Consider the following 21,427-nt stretch of genomic DNA (forward strand, 5'->3'; position numbering starts at 1 on the left):
GTCGTCAGCCCCCATGGGTCCGGTACTTGAACTCTACGAAGTCGGTTCGGTTCAGGTGTATGGAAATAGATACGGGATAGCGTTTGACCGTGGAGAAGACTAGGAAATCTCCCCCCTGGTTCTTCTGCTTGCGGTACTGGGTGAAGGCGCCATTGGTGACCTTGAAGTAGCGGTCGCCATTCCTGTCGATGTGACTTGGGACGGAGAGGTAGTCGTGTGGCCACGGGCGGATCACGCCCTTCCGGTTCCAATAGCCGAGAAGCTGGTCGTCATCAAGGAAGTCATAGGTGTCTCGCACATAGAGGCCGATCTCCTCTATTTTTATCGCCGGAAAACCGTAGTCATTGGACAGAGTACGGAATTTTGTCGCGGCAACCTTGATGGCGAAACTTCCAAGTGCGCCGTATACGTCATCCAGATTGTCTGTCGCCTTTTCCCAGAGGCTTGAGCCCAGACGAATCAGGTTGAACTGAGAGGTTTCTTCGTGCTGCATGGCGGACAGCTTACTGAAGTCTTCATAGGAGTTTTGTAGGGCACAGGCGTTTTCATCCAAGAGGCCTATACGCTTCAGACGGGTCATGAAAACTACAAGTCCGTTGGAAAGCTGCGTCAGCGGCGACTTCGTTCTTCCTATTAGCTCGTTGAATTCACGAACGTCCTGGAGGTCGGATACCAGGCTTTCCACCGGGCCCCGTACGCGTGAGGAGGCGCTGAAAAGCCAATCGAACGGAAGGTCTGTCAGCAGCTTCTGTGCATCCAGGTTGCTGGGTGACGCATCGCCGACCTTAACTGCAATAGGCATTTCATAGGCGGAGTTGTCGAACCACTTGCGCATGAGCCTTGCGCCTTCAGTCCACCCAAGCTGGCTCATGGCGGCAGGAATATCGGTGATTTTGAAAACATCCACCGGCGCCTGCTTCCCTGCTGTTTGGGCGGTTGGAGTCAATTTGGATCTGATGCTGGGAAAAGACATTCTTGGGACCCTCACGCAATCACAAGCGACGTTTGTTCCTCAAGCACAAGCGTTACGCTCTCCGCCTGCGAGGAGGTGATTCGTTCTGTCTTGCCGTTTGCATCGGTCATCCCCACGATGACTTTCCCCGACGCCGTTTCCAGTCGATAACGCTGGTCGGCCAATGGGGCCTTGGTCGTTGCGTCCAAAATGACGAAGTGCTCATCGAACTGACCGCTCACGATCACCGGCGGAGGCGCTATGAAGGTCGCGGGAGAGTGCGCAGTCCCGATCAGCACGGTCCCCGACCCACCCACCACCACATTCCCATGACTGCCCACCGAGCCCAGCACCGCCGCCGGCTTGCCGTTGATCAGCACGTTGGCAACCACGTTGCCGCTCATGGCGCCGCCGCAGGCGGAGGCATCGCCCAGGCGCGCGGCGGGCAGGCCGTCGAACAGCACGTCGGGCGAACCGGCGGCGATCGGGTTGTTGCCGTGGCCCGGGAGCGGGCAGGCGGTGGGATCGCCCAGGCGGGCGGCGGGTTTGCCGGACATCCTTGTTCTCCTTAACTGATCCTGACCTGGCCGCTGCCGTCCAGGCGGGCGGCGAAGCTGACCTGGCGACTGAAGCCGTCCACTTCCAGCCAGCCCTCGATGGCGAAGGCGAGGCTCAGCGGATCGTGGTCGCGCGGCAGGGAAACCACCCGCACCCGCCGCAGGCGCGGCTCGTAGGCCTCGATGAAGCGCTCGATGGCGGCACGCGCCTGCTGCAGCGAGTCGTGCAGCGACAGGCGCATGTCGTTGAGATCGGGCAACCCGTAGTCGGGCAGCGTCTGCACGCTGCCCGCCCGGGTGCTGAGCATCTTCGCCAGGTGGGCAGCCACCGAGGCCATGGCGGCGACTTCCAGGCTCCAGCCGTTGCGCTGGCCGGCCTCGCCGCCGAGGCGTTCGAACAGGCTGCCGTAGGCCATGGCCGCTTACTCCTTGTCCAGCTTGCCGACCAGCGACAGGGTGAAGTCGGCCCCCATGTACTTGAAGTGCGGGCGCACGCTGAGGCTGACGCGGTACCAGCCCGGCTCGCCGTCCACCTCGCTGACGGCGATCTGCGCGGCGCGCAGCGGACGGCGGCCGCGCACTTCGGCGCTGGGGTTGTCCTGGTCGGCGACGTACTGGCGGATCCACTTGTTCAGCTCGCGCTCGAGGTCGCTGCGCTCCTTCCAGGAGCCGATCTGCTCGCGCTGCATGACCTTGAGGTAGTGGGCCAGGCGGTTGACCACGAACAGGTAGGGCAGCTGGGTGCCGAGCTTGTAGTTCAGTTCGGCGGCCTTGCCTTCCGCGCTGATGCCGAAGAACTTGGGCTTCTGCACCGAGTTGGCGGAGAAGAACGCGGCGTTGTCGCTGCCCTTGCGCATGGTCAGGGCGATGAAGCCTTCCTCGGCCAGCTCGTACTCGCGGCGATCGGACACCAGTACCTCGGTGGGGATCTTGGTCTCGATCTCGCCCATGCTGGCGAAGTGGTGCAGCGGCAGGTCTTCCACTGCGCCGCCGCTCTGCGGGCCGATGATGTTCGGGCACCAGCGGAACTTGGCGAAGCTGTCGGACAGGCGGCTGGCAAAGGTGTAGGCGGTGTTGCCCCACAGGTAGTGCTCGTGGCTGGCGCTGACGCTTTCCTGGTAGACGAAGGTCTTCACCGGATTCTCTTGCGGGTCGTAGGGCGTGCGCAGCAGGAAGCGCGGCACGGTCAGGCCGACGTAGCGGGCGTCTTCCTGCTCGCGGAAGCTCTGCCACTTGGCGAACTGCGGGCCGTCGAAATGGTCCTTGAGGTCCTTGAGATCGGGCAGGCCGGTGAAGCTTTCCAGGCCGAAGAACTTCGGCCCGGCGGCGGCGATGAACGGCGCGTGGGCCATGCTGGCGACGCTGGCGACGTACTGCAGGGTCTTCACGTCCGGCGCGCTGGGATCGAAGAAGTAGTTGGCGATCAGCGCGCCGACCGGCTGGCCACCGAACTGGCCATACTCGGCGGTGTAGACGTGCTTGTACAGGCCGGACTGGAAGATCTCCGGGCTGTCCTCGAAGTCGTCGAGCAGGTCCTGCTTGGAGGCATTGAGCAGCTCGAGCTTGATGTTCTCGCGGAAGTCGGTGCGGTCGACCAGCAGCTTGAGGCCGCGCCAGGACGACTCCAGCGACTGGAACTGCGGATGGTGGAGGATCTCGTCCATCTGCCGGCTTAGCTTGGCGTCGATCTCCGCGATCATGCGGTCGACCATGGCCTTCTTCACCGGCTCGTTTTCGTTCTGCGGCTTGAGCAGCTCCTCGATGAAGGCCGACACGCCGCGCTTGGCGATCGAGTAGGCCTCGTCATCCGGGGTCAGCTTGGTCTCGGCGATGATGCGGTCGAGAATGCCGGCTTCGGCGGTGTGGTGACTGCTTGCTACTGCTGCACGGGTGCTCATCAATCAGCGTCCTTGTCGGTTGAGGTCAGGAATCCTGCTTGTCCTGGGCGGCCAGGCCCAGCTCGGCGAGCACGCGCTCGCGCGAGTCGTCGTCGGCCAGCACGCTCTCGATGGCCTTGCGGAAGGCCGGGGCATTGCCCAGCGGACCCTTCAGGGCGACCAGGGCGTCGCGCAGCTCCATCAGCTTCTGCAGCTCCGGCACCTGCTCGACCAGGCTGGCCGGGTTGAAGTCCTTCATCGACTCGATGCGCAGCCGTACGGCCAGCTCTTCGTCGCCCGGCTCGTCCTGCAGGCGGTTGGGCACGGCGAGGGTCAGGCCCAGCTCCTGCTTGGCCAGCACCTCGTCGAAGCTGTGCTTGTCGATGGCGATCGGCTTGCGATCCTCGATCTTGCGGTCGTCGCTGCGCTGGGTGAAATCACCGAGCACCATCAGCTTCAATGGCAGCTCGACCTCCTCCTGGGCACCGCCGGTGGCGGGCTTGAAGGTGACGTTGATGCGTTCCTTGGGGGCTACCGTGCCTTCTTTGGCCATGGTGTTCTCCTTTGCGGTTGCGGCCCGGGGGCCTTGGGGGCGGCTGTGCGCTCTTACTCCAGAACCACCTCGAGATCGAGGTGGCACAGCCTGCGGTAGATCTCATCCTTGCGTTCGCGCACGGCGTGGTTCTGCGGCAGCAGCTCGCAACAGCTGTGCAGCAGATGCAGTACTTCCAGGGCGAGATCGGGCTCCCAGGCGCCCAGGCCGGAGGCCTGCAGCAGCTGGTCGAGCGATTCGAGTTGGGTCTTGGCCAGTTCGTACTTCTTCGCCTGGTAGCACAGGCGGGCCATGACCAGTTGCCAGAAGAAGCGTTCACGACCACCCTGCGCGCGGTTGAGGCCCTGTTTGAGGTACTGCACCGCAACTTTCAGGCCGTCCGTACGGATTTGCGCCTGGGCATGCTGCAGGGCCTCCTCCCAGGCAGGGAGCGCCCCGGCTTCTGCGAGGACATGGCTGGGGGCCGGTGCGGGCGGTTGCAGGTGCGTGCGCACATGGGCGTCGATCCAGGCGCGGGTTTCGGCGTCGGCGAACGGGCTGCCGTCGTGAAAGCGCAGCTCCTCCAGCCCCGGCAGGCGCTGCAGGAACAGCGCCAGCTGGATCTCCACTTCCAGCATCGCCTGAGCGTCGTTCAGCTCCAGCAGGCATTCCCAGACCATGCGCTGCCCGTCCAGCCAGAACGGAGCGCGGGCGATGCTGGTTTCCAGGTCGAGCAGCAGGTCGGCGTACAGGCCCTGCTTGATGCGTTCGCGGTAGCTGTCCAGCTTGTCGGCCGGCAGGCCGCGCAGGGCGGTGATCCGCTCGGCGTTGCGCTCGGGCAGGGCGTCGACTGGCAGCCACAGCAGGGTGCGCGACAGGCGCAGGGCGCGCTGGTCGCCGGCTTTCTGCTTGAGCCACCAGGTGCACAGCGGTCGCGCCTGATCCTGCAAGTTGCGCAGGTTGCGCTGGGCGTCCTTGCTGTTTTCCACCACCCCGGTGGGGTTGATGATCTGGGTGGCCACCTGCTTGACCTGGGCGATAGCCGCGCCGACCGGGCCGGCTTCCGGGTGGCCCTGGCTGGCGCGCTCGACCAGTTCGTCGAGGCGGCGGCGCAGCGGCAGAAACAGGGGGGCCTCTTCGCCAAGATGGCTGGTCAGGCAGTCATCCAGTTGGCGCAGGTGATCGGCGAGGGCACGGAACAGTGGCAGCTGTTCGCCGACCGGAACCTGCACGGCCAGTGCCTGTTCCATGCGTGGCAGCAGCCAGGCCAGCGCGGCGGCGCGCGTCCGCGCCTTGCGCGGGTGCAGGTCTGCCCAGTGGTGATTGCAGAGCTGGCTCAGCATGGCCAAACCGGCCTGCAGGCCGGCATGGGATTCGCGCTGATAGAGTGCCCAGCCTAGCCAGGCGGCGACGCGCAGGTCCTTGGACTGTTGGGCCAGCAACGCCTCGCAGCCTTCAAGCACCTTCTGCCAGTCGATGGTCGTGGTTTCATGCAGCGCCGCGGACTTGCCCAGCTCGCTTTCCAGCATCTCGAACTCGGCCGTATAGCGCACGTCGGCGCCGGCGAAGTCGTTGGTGCCGACAGGCTTTCTGGCCAGATCGATATAGTGCTCGGCGAGCTTCTTGAAGTGCATCGTTCCCTGACTCGGTAATTGCGAGAGAAAATCCGGTCTCTCTCGTGTGAACAAATTAATTGAGCGTGGTTGTGCAGCTTTCTGCGCAATTAATTCATGTGCAACAATTTGCGCATATGGTTTGAAGTGGTCTGCATCCTAGTTGGCGACGAACGGTCAGGCAAGTAATTAGTGTGTGAACTGCTTTGTGTTTTGCGGGCGGAGTTGTTTTGATATTTATGTGTTTTATGGCGTTGGCGGCCTTTTTGTAGTGTCAGTTTGATATTGCCTTGATGGTTTTCTGATGTCTTTCTGGAGTTTTGTTTTGGGCGGGTCGAGTGTGTTGCTCAAGCTCTAGAAAGCTGATGTGTGCAACTTTTTGCGCAGCCCTATTATCCGGCAGAAGTTGTATTTGTGTTTTTGAGTTGATCCAGGTCAATTTGATTTCCTTGTGAAGGCTGAGAAATGAGCGTTCATCGGTAGATTGGAAATTCCTGCGCAGGACTCCAGACAATACCTCGGTATTCAAGTCGGTTATTGGGCGGGCCAAAGCGTGTTGCACAACATTGTGCTCAGCGCACCTCCGCCAACTCCGCCCAGCGACTCACATACCCCGGCGACTTCAACTCCTGGCGCATCGCCCACTGCGGCTGCGTCGGGATGCGTGCCAGGCGCAGGGTGCCGTGGCCGTGGCGGGCGTTGATGCGGTCGAGGGTGGCCATCAGCGCCTCGCTGCCGGGGCGCGGTGGCGGGGCGAACAGGTCGTCCTGCAGCTCGCCGGCGTGGGCCAGTTCCAGCAGCACCACGCCGACCTTCTGGTAGCGGTAGCTGGGGCGGTACAGGCTGGCCAGGGCGCGCTGGGCGGCGGCGACCAGCTCGCGGCTGTCGCGGCTGGCGCGCGCCAGCGGCACGCAGGCGCTGCGCTGGTAGTGGCGCTCGCCGGGGTTGTGCAGGCCGGTGCGCAGGTGCACCTGCAACAGCCGGCACCAGGCGTCCTGGGCACGCAGCTTCTCCGCCGCGCGCAGGGTGTGGCTGGCCAGCGCCTCGCGCAGCGGCGGCAGCTCCGTGATGCGTTCGGCGAAGCTGCGGCTGCAGGCGATGCTCTGCTTCGGCTCCGGGCCGTCGTGCAGGGCGAAGCAGCGCTCGCCGCGCAGCTCGCGCACGGTCTGCTCCATCGGCAGGCCGAACATGCGGCGCATCTGCGCCGGCTCCTGGGCGGCCAGCTCCCAGGCCGTTTTGATACCCATCAGCTCCAGGCGCGGCGCCAGGCGGCGGCCGATGCCCCACACCTCGCCGACCGGCGCCAGACGCAGCAGCTTCTCGTGGCGCACCGGGTCGGCGATCACCACCACGCCGCTGCGGCTGTGGTGCTTGGCGCACCAGTTGGCCAGCTTGGCCAGGGTCTTGCTGGCGGCGATGCCGACGCCCACCGGAATGCCCACCAGGCGTTGCACCTCGTCCTTCAAGCGGCGGCCGTAGAGCGGCAGCGGCTCGCCGAGGCCGGTCAGGTCGAGGAACGCCTCGTCGATCGAGTACTGCTCGAGGCGCGGCGCCAGTTCGCCGAGCACGCGCATCACCCGCGCCGACAGGTTGCCGTACAGCGCGTAGTTGGAGCTGAACACCTCGACGCCTTCCAGGGCGCCGTGCTGCCTGAGCTTGAAGTACGGCTCGCCCATGCCGATGCCCAGCGCCTTGGCCTCGCTGCTGCGGCTGATCACGCAGCCGTCGTTGTTGCTCAGCACCACTACCGGCCGGCTGCCCAGGTCGGGGCGGAACAGTCGCTCGCAGGAGACGTAGAAGCTGTTGCAGTCGACCAGGGCGTACATGGTCAGGGCGCCAGACGGTGGATGCAGGAGGTCACCACGCCGAACACCTCCAGCTCCTCGGCCGAGGCCAGGCGGATGTCGGCGTAGCGCGGGTTGGCGGCGCGCAGCAGCGGCAGGTCGTCCTCGTACTCCAGGTGCTTGCAGGTGAAGGCGCCGCCGACCTGCGCCACCACCACCTGGCCGGGGCGCGGGGTCAGCGAGCGGTCGACCACCAGCACGTCGCCGTCGAAGATCCCGGCACCCTCCATGCTGTCGCCGCGAGCGCGCAGCAGGAAGGTGGCAGCGGGGTGGCGAATGCACAACTCGTCGAGCGACAGCTCGGCCTCGATGTAGTCGTCGGCCGGCGAGGGGAAGCCGGCGGCGACCGGGCTGAGGAACAGCGGCAGGCGCTGCGATGAAGCGGCCAGCGGGGCAGGGCGGTCGAGGGGCATGGCGGAATGCTCGAATACTGTATTTGCATACAGTATAAGGTGGCTGGCGCGCGGGTCAACGCAGCCGGTCGTTTCACACAATCGTTAACCTGAGCGTAACGATCGACCACCCTGCTTGATTGAACGCCCCCCGCCCGAACCCTAACGTGACTCCACGACAGCGGAACCCGTGGAGTAGCCATGACAACAACAATTTCCCCCCCGCCGCAGTGGTCGCGCCGGCGCAGCGAGAAGCAGCGCCGCCTCGCCCAGGTGCGCCAGCTGGCCGACGGCGTGGTCCTGCCGACCGACAGGATCGTCGCCGCCCTGGAAGCGCTGCTCGCCCCCGGCGACCGCGTGGTGCTGGAAGGCAACAACCAGAAGCAGGCCGACTTCCTGTCCCGCTCGCTGGCCAAGGCCGATCCGGGCCGCCTGCACGACCTGCACATGATCATGCCGAGCGTCAGCCGCAGCGAGCATCTGGACCTGTTCGAGCGCGGTATCGCCCGCAAGCTCGACTTCTCCTTCGCCGGCCCGCAGAGCCTGCGCATCGGCCAGCTGCTGGAGGACGGCCTGCTCGAAGTCGGCGCCATCCACACCTACATCGAGCTGTACTCGCGCCTGCTGGTCGACCTGATCCCCAACGTCGCGCTGGTCGCCGGCTTCGTCGCCGACCGCGCAGGCAACATCTATACCGGGCCGAGCACCGAGGACACCCCGGCGCTGGTCGAGGCGGCCGCGTTCAGCGACGGCATCGTCATCTTCCAGGTCAACGAGATCGTCGACGATGTGGGCGACCTGCCGCGCGTGGACATCCCGGCCAGCTGGGTCGACTTCGTGGTGGTGGCCGACAAGCCGTTCTACATCGAACCGCTGTTCACCCGCGACCCGCGCCACATCAAGCCGGTGCACGTGCTGATGGCGATGATGGCGATCCGCGGCATCTACGAGAAGCACAAGGTGCAGTCGCTCAACCACGGCATCGGCTTCAACACCGCGGCCATCGAGCTGATCCTGCCGACCTACGGCGAGCGCCTCGGCCTCAAGGGCAAGATCTGCCGCAACTGGACGCTCAACCCGCACCCGACCCTGATCCCGGCCATCGAGACCGGCTGGGTGGAAAGCGTGCACTGCTTCGGCACCGAGCTGGGCATGGAGAACTACGTGGCGGCGCGCCCGGACGTGTTCTTCACCGGCCGCGACGGCTCGCTGCGCTCCAACCGCATGATGTGCCAGCTGGCCGGCCAGTACGCGGTCGACCTGTTCATCGGCGCCACCCTGCAGGTCGACGGCGACGGCCATTCCTCCACCGTCACCCGCGGCCGTCTGGCCGGCTTCGGCGGCGCGCCGAACATGGGCCACGACCCGCGCGGCCGCCGCCACGCCACCCCGGCCTGGCTGGACATGACCGAGCCGGTCACGCTGCTCGAACGCGGCAAGAAGCTCGTCGTGCAGATGGTCGAGACCTACCAGGAGGGCGGCAAACCCACCTTCGTCGAGCAACTCGACGCGGTGGAGGTGGCGCGCAAGGTCGGCATGCCGCTGGCGCCGGTGATGATCTACGGCGACGACGTCACCCACCTGCTCACCGAGGAGGGCATTGCCTACCTGTACAAGGCTCGCTCGCTGGAGGAACGCCAGGCGATGATCGCCGCGGTGGCCGGGGTCACCAGCATCGGTCTGCGCCACGACCCCAAGGACACCGAGCGCATGCGCCGCGAGGGGCTGATCGCCCTGCCGGAGGATCTGGGCATCCGCCGCACCGACGCGACCCGCGAGCTGCTCGCCGCCAAGAGCATCGCCGAGCTGGTCGACTGGTCCGGCGGCCTCTACAACCCGCCCGCCAAGTTCAGGAGCTGGTGATGAACGCCCGGATTGCGGCACGCCCGCAACTCAGTCTGGCCGAGGCGCTCGCCGACCTGGCCGTCGAGGCGCTGATCGACGAGGTCGAACTGTCGCCCAAGCCGGCGCTGGTCGACCGCCGTGGCTGCGGCGCTCATGACGATCTCAGCCTGGAGCTGATGCACGCCTCGGCCTGGTCGCTGTGGGCCACCTTCCACGACATGGCCGCCGCCGGCGAGAAAGCCGGGCAGGTCGATGTCGCCCTGCGCGAGACCCTCGGCCGCCTCGGCCGCGACGGCGAGGCGCAGATGCTCGCAGTCACCGGCGGGGTCAACACCCACCGCGGGGCGATCTGGGCGCTGGGCCTGCTGGTCACCGCCGCCGCCCAGGAAGCGCGGCCGATGCCGGCCGCCGTGACCCTGCGCGCCGCCCGCCTGGCGCGGCTGGAGGATCGCCATATCTCGCAGCGCACGCCGAGCAACGGCGAGCGGGTGCGCCAGCGCTACGGCGTCGGCGGCGCCCGCGCCGAGGCGCAGGCCGGCTTCCCCGGCGCGCTGCACCACGGCCTGCCGCAGCTCCGGCGCAGTCGCGCCGCCGGCGCCGGCGAGAGCCACGCCCGCCTGGACGCCCTGCTGGCGATCATGGCCCAGCTCGACGACACCTGCGTGCTGCATCGCGCCGGCCCCGAAGGCCTGTCCTGCATGCACGACGGTTCCCGCGCGGTGCTGGAGGCCGGCGGCAGCGCCAGCCTGGCCGGCCGCCGCCGGCTCAAGGATCTCGAATGCCATCTCTTGAGGTTGAATGCCTCGCCCGGCGGTGCAGCCGATCTGCTCGCCGTGACTTTATTCCTCGACCGCCTGGAGCCGACGCTCCGGGCGCAGATTGGGAGCCTGTGAACATGGAAACCCTGTCCTTTGCCTTTCCCGCCGGCCAGCCGGCACGCCAGCGCGCCCAGGTGGGCTGCGTCGGTTCCGGCGACCTGGAAGTGCTGCTCGAACCCGGCCAGGCCGGCACCCTGAGCATCCAGGTGGTCACCTCGGTGAACGGCAGCGCCGAGCGCTGGCGCCACCTGTTCGAGCGCATGTTCGCCGGTGGCAACCCGCCGGCCCTGAACGTCGATATCCACGATTTCGGCGCCACACCCGGTGTGGTCCGGCTGCGTCTGGAGCAGGCGCTGGAGGAGCTGAGCGATGTCTGACCTGAATGCACTGCTGCACAGTCGCAGCTTCGTCGAACTCGGCGCCCGCCAGCGCGCCAGGGCCCTGCTCGATCAGGGCAGCATGCGCGAGCTGCTCGACCCCTTCGCCCGGGTCAAGTCGCCGTGGCTGGAGGCCCAGGGCATCGTCGCCCAGGCCGACGACGGCGTGGTGGTCGCCAAGGGCACCCTCGGCGGTCGCCCGGCGGTGATCGCCGCCATCGAGGGCAACTTCCAGGGCGGCAGCCTCGGCGAGGTCGGCGGCGCCAAGCTGGCCGGCGCGCTGGAACTGGCCGCCGAGGACAACCGCAACGGCATCCCGACCTGCGCCGTGCTGCTGCTGGAGACCGGCGGCGTGCGCCTGCAGGAGGCCAACCTCGGCCTCGCGGCCATCGCCGAGGTGCAGGCCGCCATCGTCGAGCTGCGCCAGTACCAGCCGGTGATCGGCGTGGTCGCAGGTCCCGTCGGCTGCTTCGGCGGCATGTCGATCGCCGCCGCGCTGTGCAGCCACCTGCTGGTCACCCGCGAGGCGCGCCTCGGTCTCAACGGCCCGCAGGTGATCGAGCAGGAGGCCGGCCTCGACGAGTACGACTCGCGCGACCGCCCGTTCATCTGGAGCCTCACCGGCGGCGAGCAGCGCTTCGCCTGCGGCCTGGTCGACGCCTACGTCGCCGACGAGGTGGAGGTCATCCGCGAGCGTTTGCTGGACACCCTCGAACAGCCCGGCGAGGCCCTGCCGCGCAGCCGCCAGTACGCCCGCTTCCTCGACCTGCTGGAGCGCTTCGACGCCGCACCGCAGGCCGACGCCGCCTCCGTGCGCGCCCTCTACCAAGGAGACCAGGCATGAGCACCGTCCTTTCGCAACGCGGCCTGAACTGGCTGCGCGCCCTAACCGGCAACGCCGCCGAGCAGCCGGGCTACCCGGGCTCGGTCCGCGTGGTCGACGCCAGCCTCGGCGGCCAGCCGGCCCGCTACATCGCGGTGGTGCCGGATGCGGCCAACCGCTTCCCGCGTGCCCGCAGCGGCGAGGTCGGCCTGCTGGAAGGCTGGAGCCTCGGCCGCGCGCTGGACGAGGTGATCGCCGCCGACCGTGACGTCGCGGTGAAGCGCGCGGTGGTCGCCGTGGTCGACGTGCCCAGCCAGGCCTACGGCCGCCGCGAGGAGGCCCTCGGCATCCACCAGGCGCTGGCCGGCGCGGTCGACGGTTACGCCCGCGCTCGCCTGGCCGGCCATCCGGTGATCGCCCTGCTGGTCGGCAAGGCCATGTCCGGCGCCTTCCTCGCCCACGGCTACCAGGCCAACCGCATCGTCGCCCTGCGCGATCCGGGGGTGATGGTCCACGCCATGGGCAAGGAATCCGCCGCCCGCGTCACCCTGCGCACGGTCGACGAGCTGGAAGCCTTCGCCGCCAAGGTGCCGCCGATGGCCTACGACCTCGACAGCTACGCCAGCCTCGGTCTGCTCTGGGAAACCCTGTCGGTGGCCGCCATCGAGGCGCCGCAGGGCGACGACCTGGCGCGGGTGCAGGCCTGCCTGGAACAGGCCCAGGCCGACATCCGCGCCGGCGGCACCGACCTGCGCGGCCGCCTCGGCGCCGCCAACCGCGCCGCTTCGCAGCGCGTGCGCGAGCTGCTGCGCGCGCAGTGGTAACCGGGAGGAAACGTCCATGCCTGCCATCGACTTCCAGCCGCAAGCCCACGACCTGCTGTGGGGCCTGAGCGCCGAGCAGCTCGACGCCGGTGCGCCGGACTGGGCGCGCGACGTGCTCGCCGCCGGCCAACCGGTGGTGGTGCGCCGCGGCTCGGCACCGCAGGGCCAGGTCGCGGTGGGCGTGCGCGGGCGCGGCCGCGAGCAGCGCCATGCGACCTGGATGCCGCTGGCGGCGATCAGCCGCCGGGTGGCGCCGGAGCAGCTGACCGGCGGCGGGGCAGGGCAGGACGCCTGGCCGGCCCTGCGCGCGCTGGCCTGGCTGGCGCCGCAGCTGGACGCCCTGGGTCTCGCCTGGGGCGTCACCGGCGGTGCCGGCTACCAGCTGGCCAGCGGCGCGCCGGTGCTGCACGGCAACAGCGACCTCGACCTGCTGCTGCGCGCGCCGCAGCCGCTGGCGCGCGAGGCCGCGGCCGAACTGCTGGCCCTGCTCGACCGGGCGCTGTGCCGGGTCGACCTGCAGCTGGAGACCCCGGCGGGCGCCATCGCCCTGCGCGAGTGGGCCGGTCCGGCGCCGCAGGTGCTGCTCAAGACCGAGCAGGGCCCGCGTCTGGTGCGCGACCCGTGGCAGGAGGTGACGGCATGAGCAGTCTGTTCGCCTTCCCCGGCCAGGGCGCCCAGCAGCCGGGCATGCTTCACCAGTTGCCGGATACGCCCGAGGTGGCCGCCTGTCTGCGCGAGGCCAGCGCGGTGCTGGACGAGGACGTGCTGGCGCTGGATAGTGAGAAAGCCTTGCGTTCCACCCGCGCCGTGCAGCTGTGCCTGCTGCTCGCCGGGGTGTCCTGCGCCCGCCTGCTGATGGCGCGCGGCGCGCAGCCGGACTACGTGGCCGGGCTGTCGATCGGCGCCTGGGCGGCGGCGGTGACCGCCGGGGCGCTGGCGTTCGGCGACGCGGTGCGCCTGGTCGCCCTGCGCGGCGAGCTGATGGAGCGCGCCTGGCCGAGCGGCTACGGGATGACCGCGATCATGGGCCTGGAGCGTTCGACCGTCGAAGCGCTGCTGGCCGAGGTCCACGGCGCGGACAGCCCGGTGTTCCTGGCCAACGTCAACGCCGCCAACCAGCTGGTGATCGCCGGCAGCGAGGCGGCCATGGCCGCGGTGGGCGCCCGGGCCCGCGCCCTCGGCGCCGGCGCGGTCAAGCGCCTGGCGGTCAGCGTGCCCTCGCACTGCGCGCTGCTCGACGAACCCGCCGCGCAACTGGTCGCAGCCTTCGCCCAGGTAGAAGTGCGGCGGCCGGCGCTGCGTTATCTCAGCAGCAGTTCGGCACGCCTGGTCATGGAGCCGAGCGCCCTGCGTGACGACCTGGCGCTGAACATGTGCCGCCTGGTCGACTGGCAGGGCACCCTGCGCAACGCCTACGAACGTGGCGTGCGCCTGCACATCGAACTGCCTCCGGGCACGGTCCTCAGCGGACTGGCGCGGCGGGTCATGAGACAGGGAACCGTGGCTGCCTTCCAGGGCGCCCGTCTCGACACCCTGGTCGCGCTGCTGCGCGAGGAGGGCTGCGCCGACCGCTGACAGCCCCTTCGCGAAGTACAAGAACAACAACTTCGATCCACTAAAGGACAACAACAATGATCATCTACGGTGTAGCCCTGCTGTCCATCTGCACACTGGCCGGCCTGTTCGTCGGCGACCTGCTCGGCGTGCTCATGGGTGTGCCCTCCAACGTCGGCGGTGTCGGTATCGCCATGATCCTGCTGATCTTCGGCGGCGGCTATCTCAGTAAACGCGGCCTGCTCGCCGGCAAGACCGAACAGGGCATCGAGTTCTGGAGCGCCATCTACATTCCCATCGTGGTCGCCATGGCTGCCCAGCAGAACGTGCTGGGCGCGCTGTCCGGCGGTCCGGCGGCGATCCTCGCCGGCCTGGCGGCGGTCTCCATCAGCTTCGCCCTGGTGCCGGTGCTCGACCGCCTCGGCCGCAAGGACGAGGTGGCCGCGGAGCCTGACGCCAAGCCCGCAACCCCTGTCGCTACTGTCAAACCTGCCACCTCCAGCGCCCAACGGTGATTGCCATGATCCTCGAATCCCTGACCAAGGTACTCAACGGCTACGGCATGATCAGCGGCTTCGCCGTGATCGGCGCGACCATGTGGCTGTCCTACTGGGCATCCGCCAGGCTGACCAAGGGCCGCCTGCACGGCTCGGCCATCGCCATCCTCATCGGCCTGGTGCTGTCCTACGTCGGTGGCCTGTACACCGGCGGGCAGAAGGGCCTGGTGGACATCCCGCTGCTGTCCGGCATCGGCATCCTCGGCGGCGCCATGCTGCGCGACTTCGCGATCATCGCCACCGGCTTCGGCGTCAATCCCGCGGAGCTCAAGCGCGCCGGGGCCAGCGGGGTGCTGGCGCTGATCGTCGGCATCTTCGCCTCCTTCGTCGCCGGCGCCGGCGTGGCCCTGGCCTTCGGCTACACCGACGCGGTCAGCCTGACCACCATCGGCACCGGCGCGGTGACCTACATCGTCGGCCCGGTGACCGGCGCGGCCATCGGCGCCAGCTCCGAGGTGATGGCGCTGTCGATCGCCGCCGGCCTGATCAAGGCCATCGTGGTGATGGTCGCCACCCCCTTCGTGGCGCCCTTCATCGGCCTCAACAACCCGCGCGCCGCGGTGATCTTCGGCGGCCTGATGGGCACCTCCAGCGGCGTGGCCGGCGGCCTGGCGGCCACCGACCCGAAGCTGGTGCCCTACGGCTGCCTGACCGCGGCCTTCTACACCGCCCTCGGCTGCCTGCTCGGCCCGTCGCTGATCTACTTCGTGATGCGCGGCCTGTTCGGCTGATCGGCAATGCCTTCGTCAGCGGCCCGCCTTGTGCGGGCCGTTGACTTTCGCCACATGCGCTGCGGGCAGGTGCAGCCGCAGCAGATGCGGCCGGCGGCCACGGTGATGGCGAACAGGTCGAAGGCGCGGATTGCAAGCGGGTCTGAGACAGCAAATATGGCCAGCATTGGCCACCCCTGCGGATAGATCGGCTCCTGCAGCACGCCTTAGTCTTGGGGGCGCCTGCGTTTGGGGCGGCTTCGAATCGATAAGCCACACGCGTCAACGCGCCCGCCATGCCGGGCCCAGTCCCATCCTGCTCGATGCCGCGACCCTTTCCGCGGGATGGTCAGGGCTGCCTGGCAAGCGAGCTGCCGCCACGAGGAGACAATCCATGACGATCCCCTGCGCTCCGGCCGAGCTGGCCGCCTACTACGACGTGCAGTACAACGCCCGCGCCAGCGTCGCCGACTACGAGCAGTACCCGCGCATCTACCGCACACTCAGCGACCAGGCCCATGCGACCCTGCCGTGCTTCAAGGACATTGCCTACGGCGAGGGCGCCGCCGAGCGGCTGGACATCTTCCCCGCCAGCCGGCCGGATGCGCCCGTGCTGCTGTTCGTCCACGGCGGCTACTGGCGTGCGCTGTCCAAGGCCGACTCGGCGTTCATGGCACCGGCGCTGACCGCGGCCGGGGCCTGCGTGGTGGTGATCGACTACGACCTGGCGCCGGTGGTGACGCTCGATCAGATCGTCGCCCAGGTGCGCCGCGCCCTGGCCTGGGTCCACGCCAACATCGCCGCGTTTGGCGGCGATCCGCAGCGGCTGTACGCCAGCGGCAGTTCGGCGGGCGGCCATCTGGTCGGCATGCTGCTGGCAGGCGGCTGGCAGGCCGAGTACGGCCTGCCAGTGGACGTGCTGCGCGGTGCCTTGCCGGTCAGCGGGCTGTTCGACCTGCGGCCGTTGCTGGACACCCACATCAACGGCTGGATGCGCCTGGACGAGGCGGCGGCGCGGCGCAACAGCCCGCAGTTCCATCTACCGACGGCGGCCGGCGAGCTGCTGGTCGCCTATGGCGCTCTGGAGACGGCGGAATTCGCCCGCCAGTCGGCGGACTACCTGGCGGCCTGGCGCAGCCGCGGGCTGCCCGGTCGCCTGCTGGCGGTGGAAGGGCGCAACCATTTCGACGTGGTGCTGGAGCTGGGCCAGCCGGGCACGCCGCTGTACCGGGCGTTGCTCCAGTTGATGGGACTGGTCGCGGAGTGAATCGGCAGGCGCCTCCTTGTGGAGGCGCTGCAATCAGGAAGGCGAAGAGAGCAGGGGGGCGCACCGGGCGGCGCGCCCCTGACGATCAGAACAGGCTGACCGTGTAGTTGAGGATCAGCCGGTTCTCGTCGATGCTCGCGCGGTAGTTGGAGCGCGCGGTGACGTTGCGCACGCGCACGCTGACGTTCTTCAGCGGCCCGCTCTGCACGGTGTAACCGAGATCCAGGTCGCGCTCCCAGTCCTCGCCTTCGAAGTTGCGCCCGGTGTCGACGTTGTCGCCCTTCACGTAGCGCACGGTGCTGACCAGGCCGGGGATGCCGAGGGCGGCGAAGTCGTAGTCGTAGCGCGCCTGCCAGGAGCGTTCGTCGGTGGAGGCGAAGTCGAAGGTCGGCAGCTCGTTGGCCAGCGGCGTCACGTTGCCGAAGATGCGCACCATGCCGTCGTCGCCGGACAGGTTCTGGTAGCCGACGTGGAAGGTGTGCCCGCCGCGCTTGGCCGACAGCATGCCGTAGAAGGTCTGGTTGTCGATGGCGCCGGCCAGCCGGTCGCCGTCCTCGCTGGCATCGAAGTAGCCGAGGTTGGCGCCCAGGGTCCAGGCGCCCAGCGGCTCGCTGTGCTTGAGGCTGAAGAAGCGCTGGTGGTAGACGTCTTCCAGCTGCGCGTACCAGGCGCCGACGCTGGTGCGGTTGGCGTTGAAGGCGTAGTCGGCGCCGGCGTAGTTGAAGCGGTCGCTGCTCACCGACAGCACCGCGCGGCGGCCGATCCACGGCGACATCTCGGCGTCGCCGGCCTCGTCACGCTGGCTCATCGAGCGCAGCTGGCCGCCCTGCAGGGTCAGCCCGGCGAACTCCTGGGAGACGATGCCGGCACCCTGGAAGGTCGGCGGCAGCAGGCGGATGTCGGAGAAGGTCAGCACCGGCAGGTTGGGCTGCAGCTCGCCGACCTTCAGCTCGGTCTTCGACGCCCGGACCTTGAGCGCCGCCCCCGCGCGGCTGTACTCGTCGGCCGGCTCGCCGTCGGTGTGGCGCGGCATCAGGCCGGTGCCCAGCGTGCCGGCTCGGTCCTTGCTGCCGTCCAGCTTGATGCCGAGCAGGCCGATGGCGTCGACGCCGAAGCCGACCGGGCCCGGGGTGTAGCCGGACTTGAAATTGAGGATGAAGCCCTGGGCCCATTCTTCCTGTTTCGACTGCGCGCTGGCCGGCACGTCGCGGAAGTCGCGGCTGAAGTAGTAGTTGCGCGCGTTCAGGGTCGCGGTCGAGTCCGCGAGGAAGCCGCCGTCGGCGGCCAGGGCGGAAAGAGGCAAAGTGCTCAACAGCAGGGGAAGGGTGGGGGTCTTGTAGTTCATCGCGAGGCTCTTTCTTCTTGTGGTTTTTCAGGGCGCAGCCGGCCGCCGCCGGCCCGGAGTGGGCCGATGGGAGGCAGGTTGCGTCGGGTAGTCCGGCCCGCGGGATCACGGGCCGGGATGGGCGCGGCTCAGACGCCCAGGTAGCGGTGCGACAGTTCCGGGGCCGCCGCCAGCTCGGCGGGCGTGCCTTCCCAGACCTGGCGGCCCTTCTCGATGATGTGATGGCGGTCGACCACCCGCGCCATCTCCTTGAGGTTCTTGTCGATCACCAGGATGGTCTCGCCCTCGGCCTTGAGGGTGGCCAGGCAGTTCCAGATGGTTTCGCGGATGATCGGCGCCAGGCCCTCGGTGGCTTCGTCGAGGATCAGCAGCTGCGGATTGGTCATCAGCGCGCGGCCGACCACCAGCATCTGCTGCTCGCCGCCGGAGAGGGTCTTCGACAGCTGGTCCTGGCGTTCCTGCAGTCGCGGGAACAGCTGGTAGATGCGCGCCAGGTCCCACTTGCCGCCCTTGCTGGAGGTGGCCAGCAGGTTCTCCCTGACGCTCAGGCTGCCGAAGGCGCGGCGGCCTTCCGGTACCAGGCCGAGGCCGGCCTGGGCGATGCGGCAGGGGGTGGCGCCGCGCAGCTCCTTGCCATGCACGCGGATGCTGCCGGCGCTGGGCTTGAGCAGGCCCATGATGGATTTCACCGTGGTGGTCTTGCCCATACCGTTGCGGCCGATCAGCGACACCACCTGGCCCGCTTCGATCTTCAGGTGCATGTCGAACAGCACCTGGCTCAGGCCGTAGCCGGCCCGCAGTCCACTGACTTCAAGCATGTTCCTCTCCCAGATAGGCCGCGCGGACCAGTTGGTTGCCGCGGATTTCCTCGACGCTGCCGCTGAGGATGGTTTCGCCGTAGACCAGCACGGTGATGCGGTCGGCGAGGGCGAACACGGCGTCCATGTCGTGCTCGACCAGCAGGATGGCGTAGCGGCCCTTGAGCGCCATCAGCTGCTCGGTCATGCGCGCCGACTCCTCGGCGCCGAGGCCGGCCATCGGCTCGTCGAGCAGCAGCACCGAGGCTTCCTGGGCCAGCGCCAGGGCCAGCTCCAGCTGGCGGCGCTCGCCGTGGGACAGCTCGCTGACCCGGTCCTCGGCGCGGCGGGCGAGGCCGACCTGCTGCAGGTAGGCGAACGCCGGATCGAGCAGGCTGCGGTCGCGCGACAGCGGCTTCCACAGGCCAAAGCTCTTGCCCTCGCGGGCGGCGATGGCCACCGCGAGGTTCTCCAGCAGGCTGAACTCGGGGTACAGCTGGCTGACCTGGAACGAGCGCGCCAGGCCTAGTCGCGGCCGCTCGTGGGCCGGCACCGCGGTGATGTCGCGGCCGCCGAGGAGGATCTGGCCCTTGTCCGGGCGGATCTCGCCGGCGATCTGCGCGATCAGGGTGGACTTGCCGGCGCCGTTGGGGCCGATGATGGCGTGCAGTTCGCCGGCGGCCAGTTCCAGGTTGGCGTTGTTGGTGGCCTTCACCGCGCCGAAGGACTTCTCCAGGCCGCGGATCGACAGATGCGCGCTCATGGGCGGACCTCCTGGGCAGCGAGGGGCGGGAGGGCGGAGCTGACCTTGGCGCGGCGCGGCTTGCCGGCGCCCTTCATCAGCAGGCCGTAGATGCCCTGGCGGCCGAACAGCACCACCAGGAGGAGCAGCGGGCCGAACGCCAGCAGCCAGTGCTCGGTCCACAGGCTGAGCAGCTGTTCCAGGCCGAGGTAGGCGGCCGCGCCGAGCACCGGGCCGAGCAGGGTGCCGACGCCGCCGAGGATGACCATGGCCATCAGCTCGCCGGACTTCTGCCAGGCGGCCATGTCGGGGCTGACGAACAGCGCGTAGTTGGCCCAGAGGATGCCGGCCAGACCCGCGCCGAGGCCGGCGATGACGAAGGCGGTCAGGCGGTAGCGCACCGGCTGCAGGCCCAGGCTGACGGTGCGCCGCTCGCTCTGCTTGAGGCCGCGCAGCACGAAGCCGAAGCGCGAGCCGACCAGGCGCCGGCAGAACAGCAGCCAGCCGACCAGCAGGGCGACGCACAGGTAGTAGAACTGGTTGGCGTCGTTCATATCGAGGCCGGGCAGGCTGTTGCGCTCGTTCAGCAGGATGCCGTCGTCGCCGCCGTACAGCGACAGCGAGCCGAGGATGAAGTAGAGCATCTGACTGAACGCCAGGGTGATCATGATGAACTGCACGCCGCTGGTGCGCAGCGACAGGTAGCCCATCAGCAGGCCGAGCAGGGCGCAGCACAGCAGGGCCAGCGGCCAGACGAGCAGCGCGCTGTTGCTGCCCTCCCAGCCCCACAGCGGCAGCAGCTGCGAGGTATGGAAGGCGACGATGCCCACCACGTAGCCGCCGAGGCCGAAGAAGGCGGCGTGGCCGAAGCTGACCAGGGCGCCGTAGCCGATCAACAGGTCGAGGCTGGCGGCGGCCATGCCGTAGATGGCCAGGCGGGTGAACAGGCTGACCAGGAAGGGTTCGTCCAGCAGCGCCGCGAGCAGCGGCAGCAGAGCGAAGGTGGCCAGGCAGGCCAGGTCGATGACGATGCGACGGGACATGGGATTCTCCTCAGGCACGCGCGGGCAGCAGGCCACGCGGACGGACCAGCAGGACCAGGGCCATGACGATGTAGGCGCTGGCGGAAAGCAGGCCGGCGGACAGCGAGCCGCTGACCTCGGCGGGCAGCAGTTGGTCGAGCAGCGGCGGGATATAGGCTCGACCGAGGCTGTCGACCATGCCGATCAGCAGGGCGCCGACCAGCGCGCCGCGCACCGAGCCGACGCCGCCGACCACGATGACCACGAAGGTGGTGATCAGCACCTTCTCGCCCATGCCGATCTCCACCGACAGCAGCGGCGCGGCCATGAAGCCGGCCAGCCCGCACAGCGCGCAGCCGAACACGAACACCAAGGTGTACAGGCGGCCGATGTTGACCCCCAGCGCGCCGACCATCTCGTGGTCGTCGGCGCCGGCGCGGATCAGCATGCCCAGGCGGGTGTGGTTGATCAGCAGCCACATGCCCACGGCGACCAGCAGCCCGGCGCCGATGAACAGCAGGCGGCTGACCGGGTACATCAGCCCCGGCAGCACCTCGACGAAGGCGCCGTACCAGTCCGGGGTGGGCATGGCCGGCGGGCTGCGGCCGAACAGCAGGGTGATCAGCTCGTTGGTGAAGAACACCACCGCGAGGGTGGCCAGCACCTGGTCGAGGTGGTCGCGGTTGTACAGCCGGCGGACGATGGCGGTTTCGATCACCAGGCCGTACAGCGCGGCGCCGGCCAGAGCGGCCAGGCCGCCGAGCCAGAACGAGCCGCTGGCGATCGCGGTGTAGGCGGCGCAGAAGGCGCCGACCATGTAGAAGGCGCCGTGGGCGAGGTTGATCACGCCCATGATGCCGAAGATCAGCGTCAGGCCGGAGGCGAGCAGGAACAGCAGGGCGCTGTACTGCAGGCCGTTGAGCAATTGTTCGAGCAACAGCATGGCAAGGGTCCTACGCGGGAGCCGCCGCCCCGGCGG

The 21,427-nt window shown here is 68.4% G+C and carries 24 protein-coding genes; 10 read left to right on the top strand and 14 right to left on the bottom strand.

All coding sequences use genetic code 11. The annotated features are described in order from the left end of the window. Positions 1-4: 4 nt before the first annotated feature. From BM297_RS02530 to BM297_RS02565, 9 genes are all read right to left on the bottom strand, one after another. The gene (locus BM297_RS02530; RefSeq protein WP_139231000.1) at positions 5-973 is read right to left on the bottom strand and encodes a DUF6402 family protein; all 969 of its coding nucleotides are present in this window, start codon (positions 971-973) and stop codon (positions 5-7) included. 11 nt (positions 974-984) lie between these two features. Further along, the gene (locus BM297_RS02535; RefSeq protein ID WP_092427980.1) at positions 985-1,509 is read right to left on the bottom strand and encodes a PAAR domain-containing protein; all 525 of its coding nucleotides are present in this window, start codon (positions 1,507-1,509) and stop codon (positions 985-987) included. A gap of 11 nt (positions 1,510-1,520) precedes the next feature. Further along, positions 1,521-1,925, bottom strand: a complete 405-nt coding sequence (gene tssE / locus BM297_RS02540; RefSeq protein WP_092427982.1) for a type VI secretion system baseplate subunit TssE — start codon at positions 1,923-1,925, stop codon at positions 1,521-1,523. A 6-nt stretch (positions 1,926-1,931) separates the two neighbouring features. After that, a complete protein-coding gene (gene tssC / locus BM297_RS02545) occupies positions 1,932-3,407 on the bottom strand; it encodes a type VI secretion system contractile sheath large subunit (protein WP_092427984.1) in 1,476 nt (491 codons plus the stop codon). 25 nt (positions 3,408-3,432) lie between these two features. Beyond that, on the bottom strand, positions 3,433-3,939 hold the full coding sequence (tssB, locus tag BM297_RS02550) for a type VI secretion system contractile sheath small subunit (protein ID WP_092427986.1): 507 nt from the start codon (positions 3,937-3,939) through the stop codon (positions 3,433-3,435). 53 nt (positions 3,940-3,992) lie between these two features. Beyond that, positions 3,993-5,552, bottom strand: a complete 1,560-nt coding sequence (gene tssA, locus BM297_RS02555) for a type VI secretion system protein TssA (RefSeq protein ID WP_092427988.1) — start codon at positions 5,550-5,552, stop codon at positions 3,993-3,995. A gap of 253 nt (positions 5,553-5,805) precedes the next feature. Continuing rightward, positions 5,806-5,970: a hypothetical protein gene (locus tag BM297_RS21760; protein WP_175526582.1), complete on the bottom strand. Its 165-nt coding sequence runs from the start codon at positions 5,968-5,970 to the stop codon at positions 5,806-5,808. A 133-nt stretch (positions 5,971-6,103) separates the two neighbouring features. After that, positions 6,104-7,357, bottom strand: a complete 1,254-nt coding sequence (gene umuC, locus BM297_RS02560; protein ID WP_092427990.1) for a translesion error-prone DNA polymerase V subunit UmuC — start codon at positions 7,355-7,357, stop codon at positions 6,104-6,106. 2 nt (positions 7,358-7,359) lie between these two features. Then, positions 7,360-7,788, bottom strand: coding sequence for a LexA family protein (locus BM297_RS02565; RefSeq protein WP_092427992.1), 429 nt, complete (start codon positions 7,786-7,788; stop codon positions 7,360-7,362). 180 nt (positions 7,789-7,968) lie between these two features. Between BM297_RS02565 and mdcA the strand changes: the two genes are divergently transcribed. From mdcA to BM297_RS02615, 10 genes are all read left to right on the top strand, one after another. Continuing rightward, the gene (gene mdcA, locus BM297_RS02570; protein WP_092427994.1) at positions 7,969-9,630 is read left to right on the top strand and encodes a malonate decarboxylase subunit alpha; all 1,662 of its coding nucleotides are present in this window, start codon (positions 7,969-7,971) and stop codon (positions 9,628-9,630) included. Then, the gene (locus BM297_RS02575; protein WP_092427996.1) at positions 9,630-10,505 is read left to right on the top strand and encodes a triphosphoribosyl-dephospho-CoA synthase; all 876 of its coding nucleotides are present in this window, start codon (positions 9,630-9,632) and stop codon (positions 10,503-10,505) included. The genes mdcA and BM297_RS02575 overlap by 1 nt, the downstream gene beginning before the upstream one ends. A 2-nt stretch (positions 10,506-10,507) precedes the next feature. After that, a complete protein-coding gene (locus BM297_RS02580; protein ID WP_092427998.1) occupies positions 10,508-10,807 on the top strand; it encodes a malonate decarboxylase subunit delta in 300 nt (99 codons plus the stop codon). Further along, the gene (locus BM297_RS02585; RefSeq protein ID WP_092428000.1) at positions 10,800-11,651 is read left to right on the top strand and encodes a biotin-independent malonate decarboxylase subunit beta; all 852 of its coding nucleotides are present in this window, start codon (positions 10,800-10,802) and stop codon (positions 11,649-11,651) included. The genes BM297_RS02580 and BM297_RS02585 overlap by 8 nt, the downstream gene beginning before the upstream one ends. Further along, the gene (gene mdcE / locus BM297_RS02590; protein WP_092428002.1) at positions 11,648-12,454 is read left to right on the top strand and encodes a biotin-independent malonate decarboxylase subunit gamma; all 807 of its coding nucleotides are present in this window, start codon (positions 11,648-11,650) and stop codon (positions 12,452-12,454) included. The genes BM297_RS02585 and mdcE overlap by 4 nt, the downstream gene beginning before the upstream one ends. 16 nt (positions 12,455-12,470) lie before the next feature. After that, entirely contained in the window at positions 12,471-13,097 is a 627-nt protein-coding gene (locus BM297_RS02595) for a malonate decarboxylase holo-ACP synthase (protein WP_092428004.1), read from the top strand. Beyond that, positions 13,094-14,029 carry a malonate decarboxylase subunit epsilon gene (gene mdcH / locus BM297_RS02600; protein WP_092428007.1) on the top strand — a complete coding sequence of 312 codons (936 nt, stop codon included), beginning with the start codon at positions 13,094-13,096 and terminating at the stop codon, positions 14,027-14,029. Before BM297_RS02595 ends, mdcH begins: the two co-directional genes overlap by 4 nt. Before the next feature lie 56 nt (positions 14,030-14,085). Then, complete coding sequence (gene madL, locus BM297_RS02605) at positions 14,086-14,523, top strand: malonate transporter subunit MadL (protein WP_092428009.1); 438 nt, start codon at positions 14,086-14,088, stop codon at positions 14,521-14,523. 8 nt (positions 14,524-14,531) lie between these two features. Further along, positions 14,532-15,296: a malonate transporter subunit MadM gene (madM, locus tag BM297_RS02610; protein WP_092428613.1), complete on the top strand. Its 765-nt coding sequence runs from the start codon at positions 14,532-14,534 to the stop codon at positions 15,294-15,296. A gap of 373 nt (positions 15,297-15,669) precedes the next feature. Beyond that, positions 15,670-16,542 (top strand): alpha/beta hydrolase, encoded by an 873-nt coding sequence (locus BM297_RS02615; RefSeq protein ID WP_092428011.1) that lies wholly within the window; start codon positions 15,670-15,672, stop codon positions 16,540-16,542. 85 nt (positions 16,543-16,627) lie between these two features. Here BM297_RS02615 and BM297_RS02620 read toward each other — a convergent pair whose 3' ends face one another. The 5 genes from BM297_RS02620 to BM297_RS02640 all read right to left on the bottom strand — a co-directional run bounded on the left by BM297_RS02620 (position 16,628) and on the right by BM297_RS02640 (position 21,391). After that, positions 16,628-17,887 (bottom strand): OprD family porin, encoded by a 1,260-nt coding sequence (locus tag BM297_RS02620; protein ID WP_092428012.1) that lies wholly within the window; start codon positions 17,885-17,887, stop codon positions 16,628-16,630. Between the two features lie 128 nt (positions 17,888-18,015). Beyond that, the gene (locus tag BM297_RS02625) at positions 18,016-18,705 is read right to left on the bottom strand and encodes an ABC transporter ATP-binding protein (RefSeq protein WP_092428013.1); all 690 of its coding nucleotides are present in this window, start codon (positions 18,703-18,705) and stop codon (positions 18,016-18,018) included. Continuing rightward, positions 18,698-19,447, bottom strand: coding sequence for an ABC transporter ATP-binding protein (locus BM297_RS02630; protein ID WP_092428014.1), 750 nt, complete (start codon positions 19,445-19,447; stop codon positions 18,698-18,700). Before BM297_RS02630 ends, BM297_RS02625 begins: the two co-directional genes overlap by 8 nt. Beyond that, positions 19,444-20,469: a branched-chain amino acid ABC transporter permease gene (locus BM297_RS02635; protein WP_092428016.1), complete on the bottom strand. Its 1,026-nt coding sequence runs from the start codon at positions 20,467-20,469 to the stop codon at positions 19,444-19,446. The genes BM297_RS02630 and BM297_RS02635 overlap by 4 nt, the downstream gene beginning before the upstream one ends. Positions 20,470-20,479: 10 nt before the next feature. Beyond that, positions 20,480-21,391, bottom strand: a complete 912-nt coding sequence (locus BM297_RS02640) for a branched-chain amino acid ABC transporter permease (RefSeq protein ID WP_092428018.1) — start codon at positions 21,389-21,391, stop codon at positions 20,480-20,482. Positions 21,392-21,427 lie beyond the last annotated feature (36 nt).

The sequence above is a fragment of the Geopseudomonas sagittaria genome (assembly GCF_900115715.1).
Lineage (GTDB): Bacteria > Pseudomonadota > Gammaproteobacteria > Pseudomonadales > Pseudomonadaceae > Geopseudomonas > Geopseudomonas sagittaria.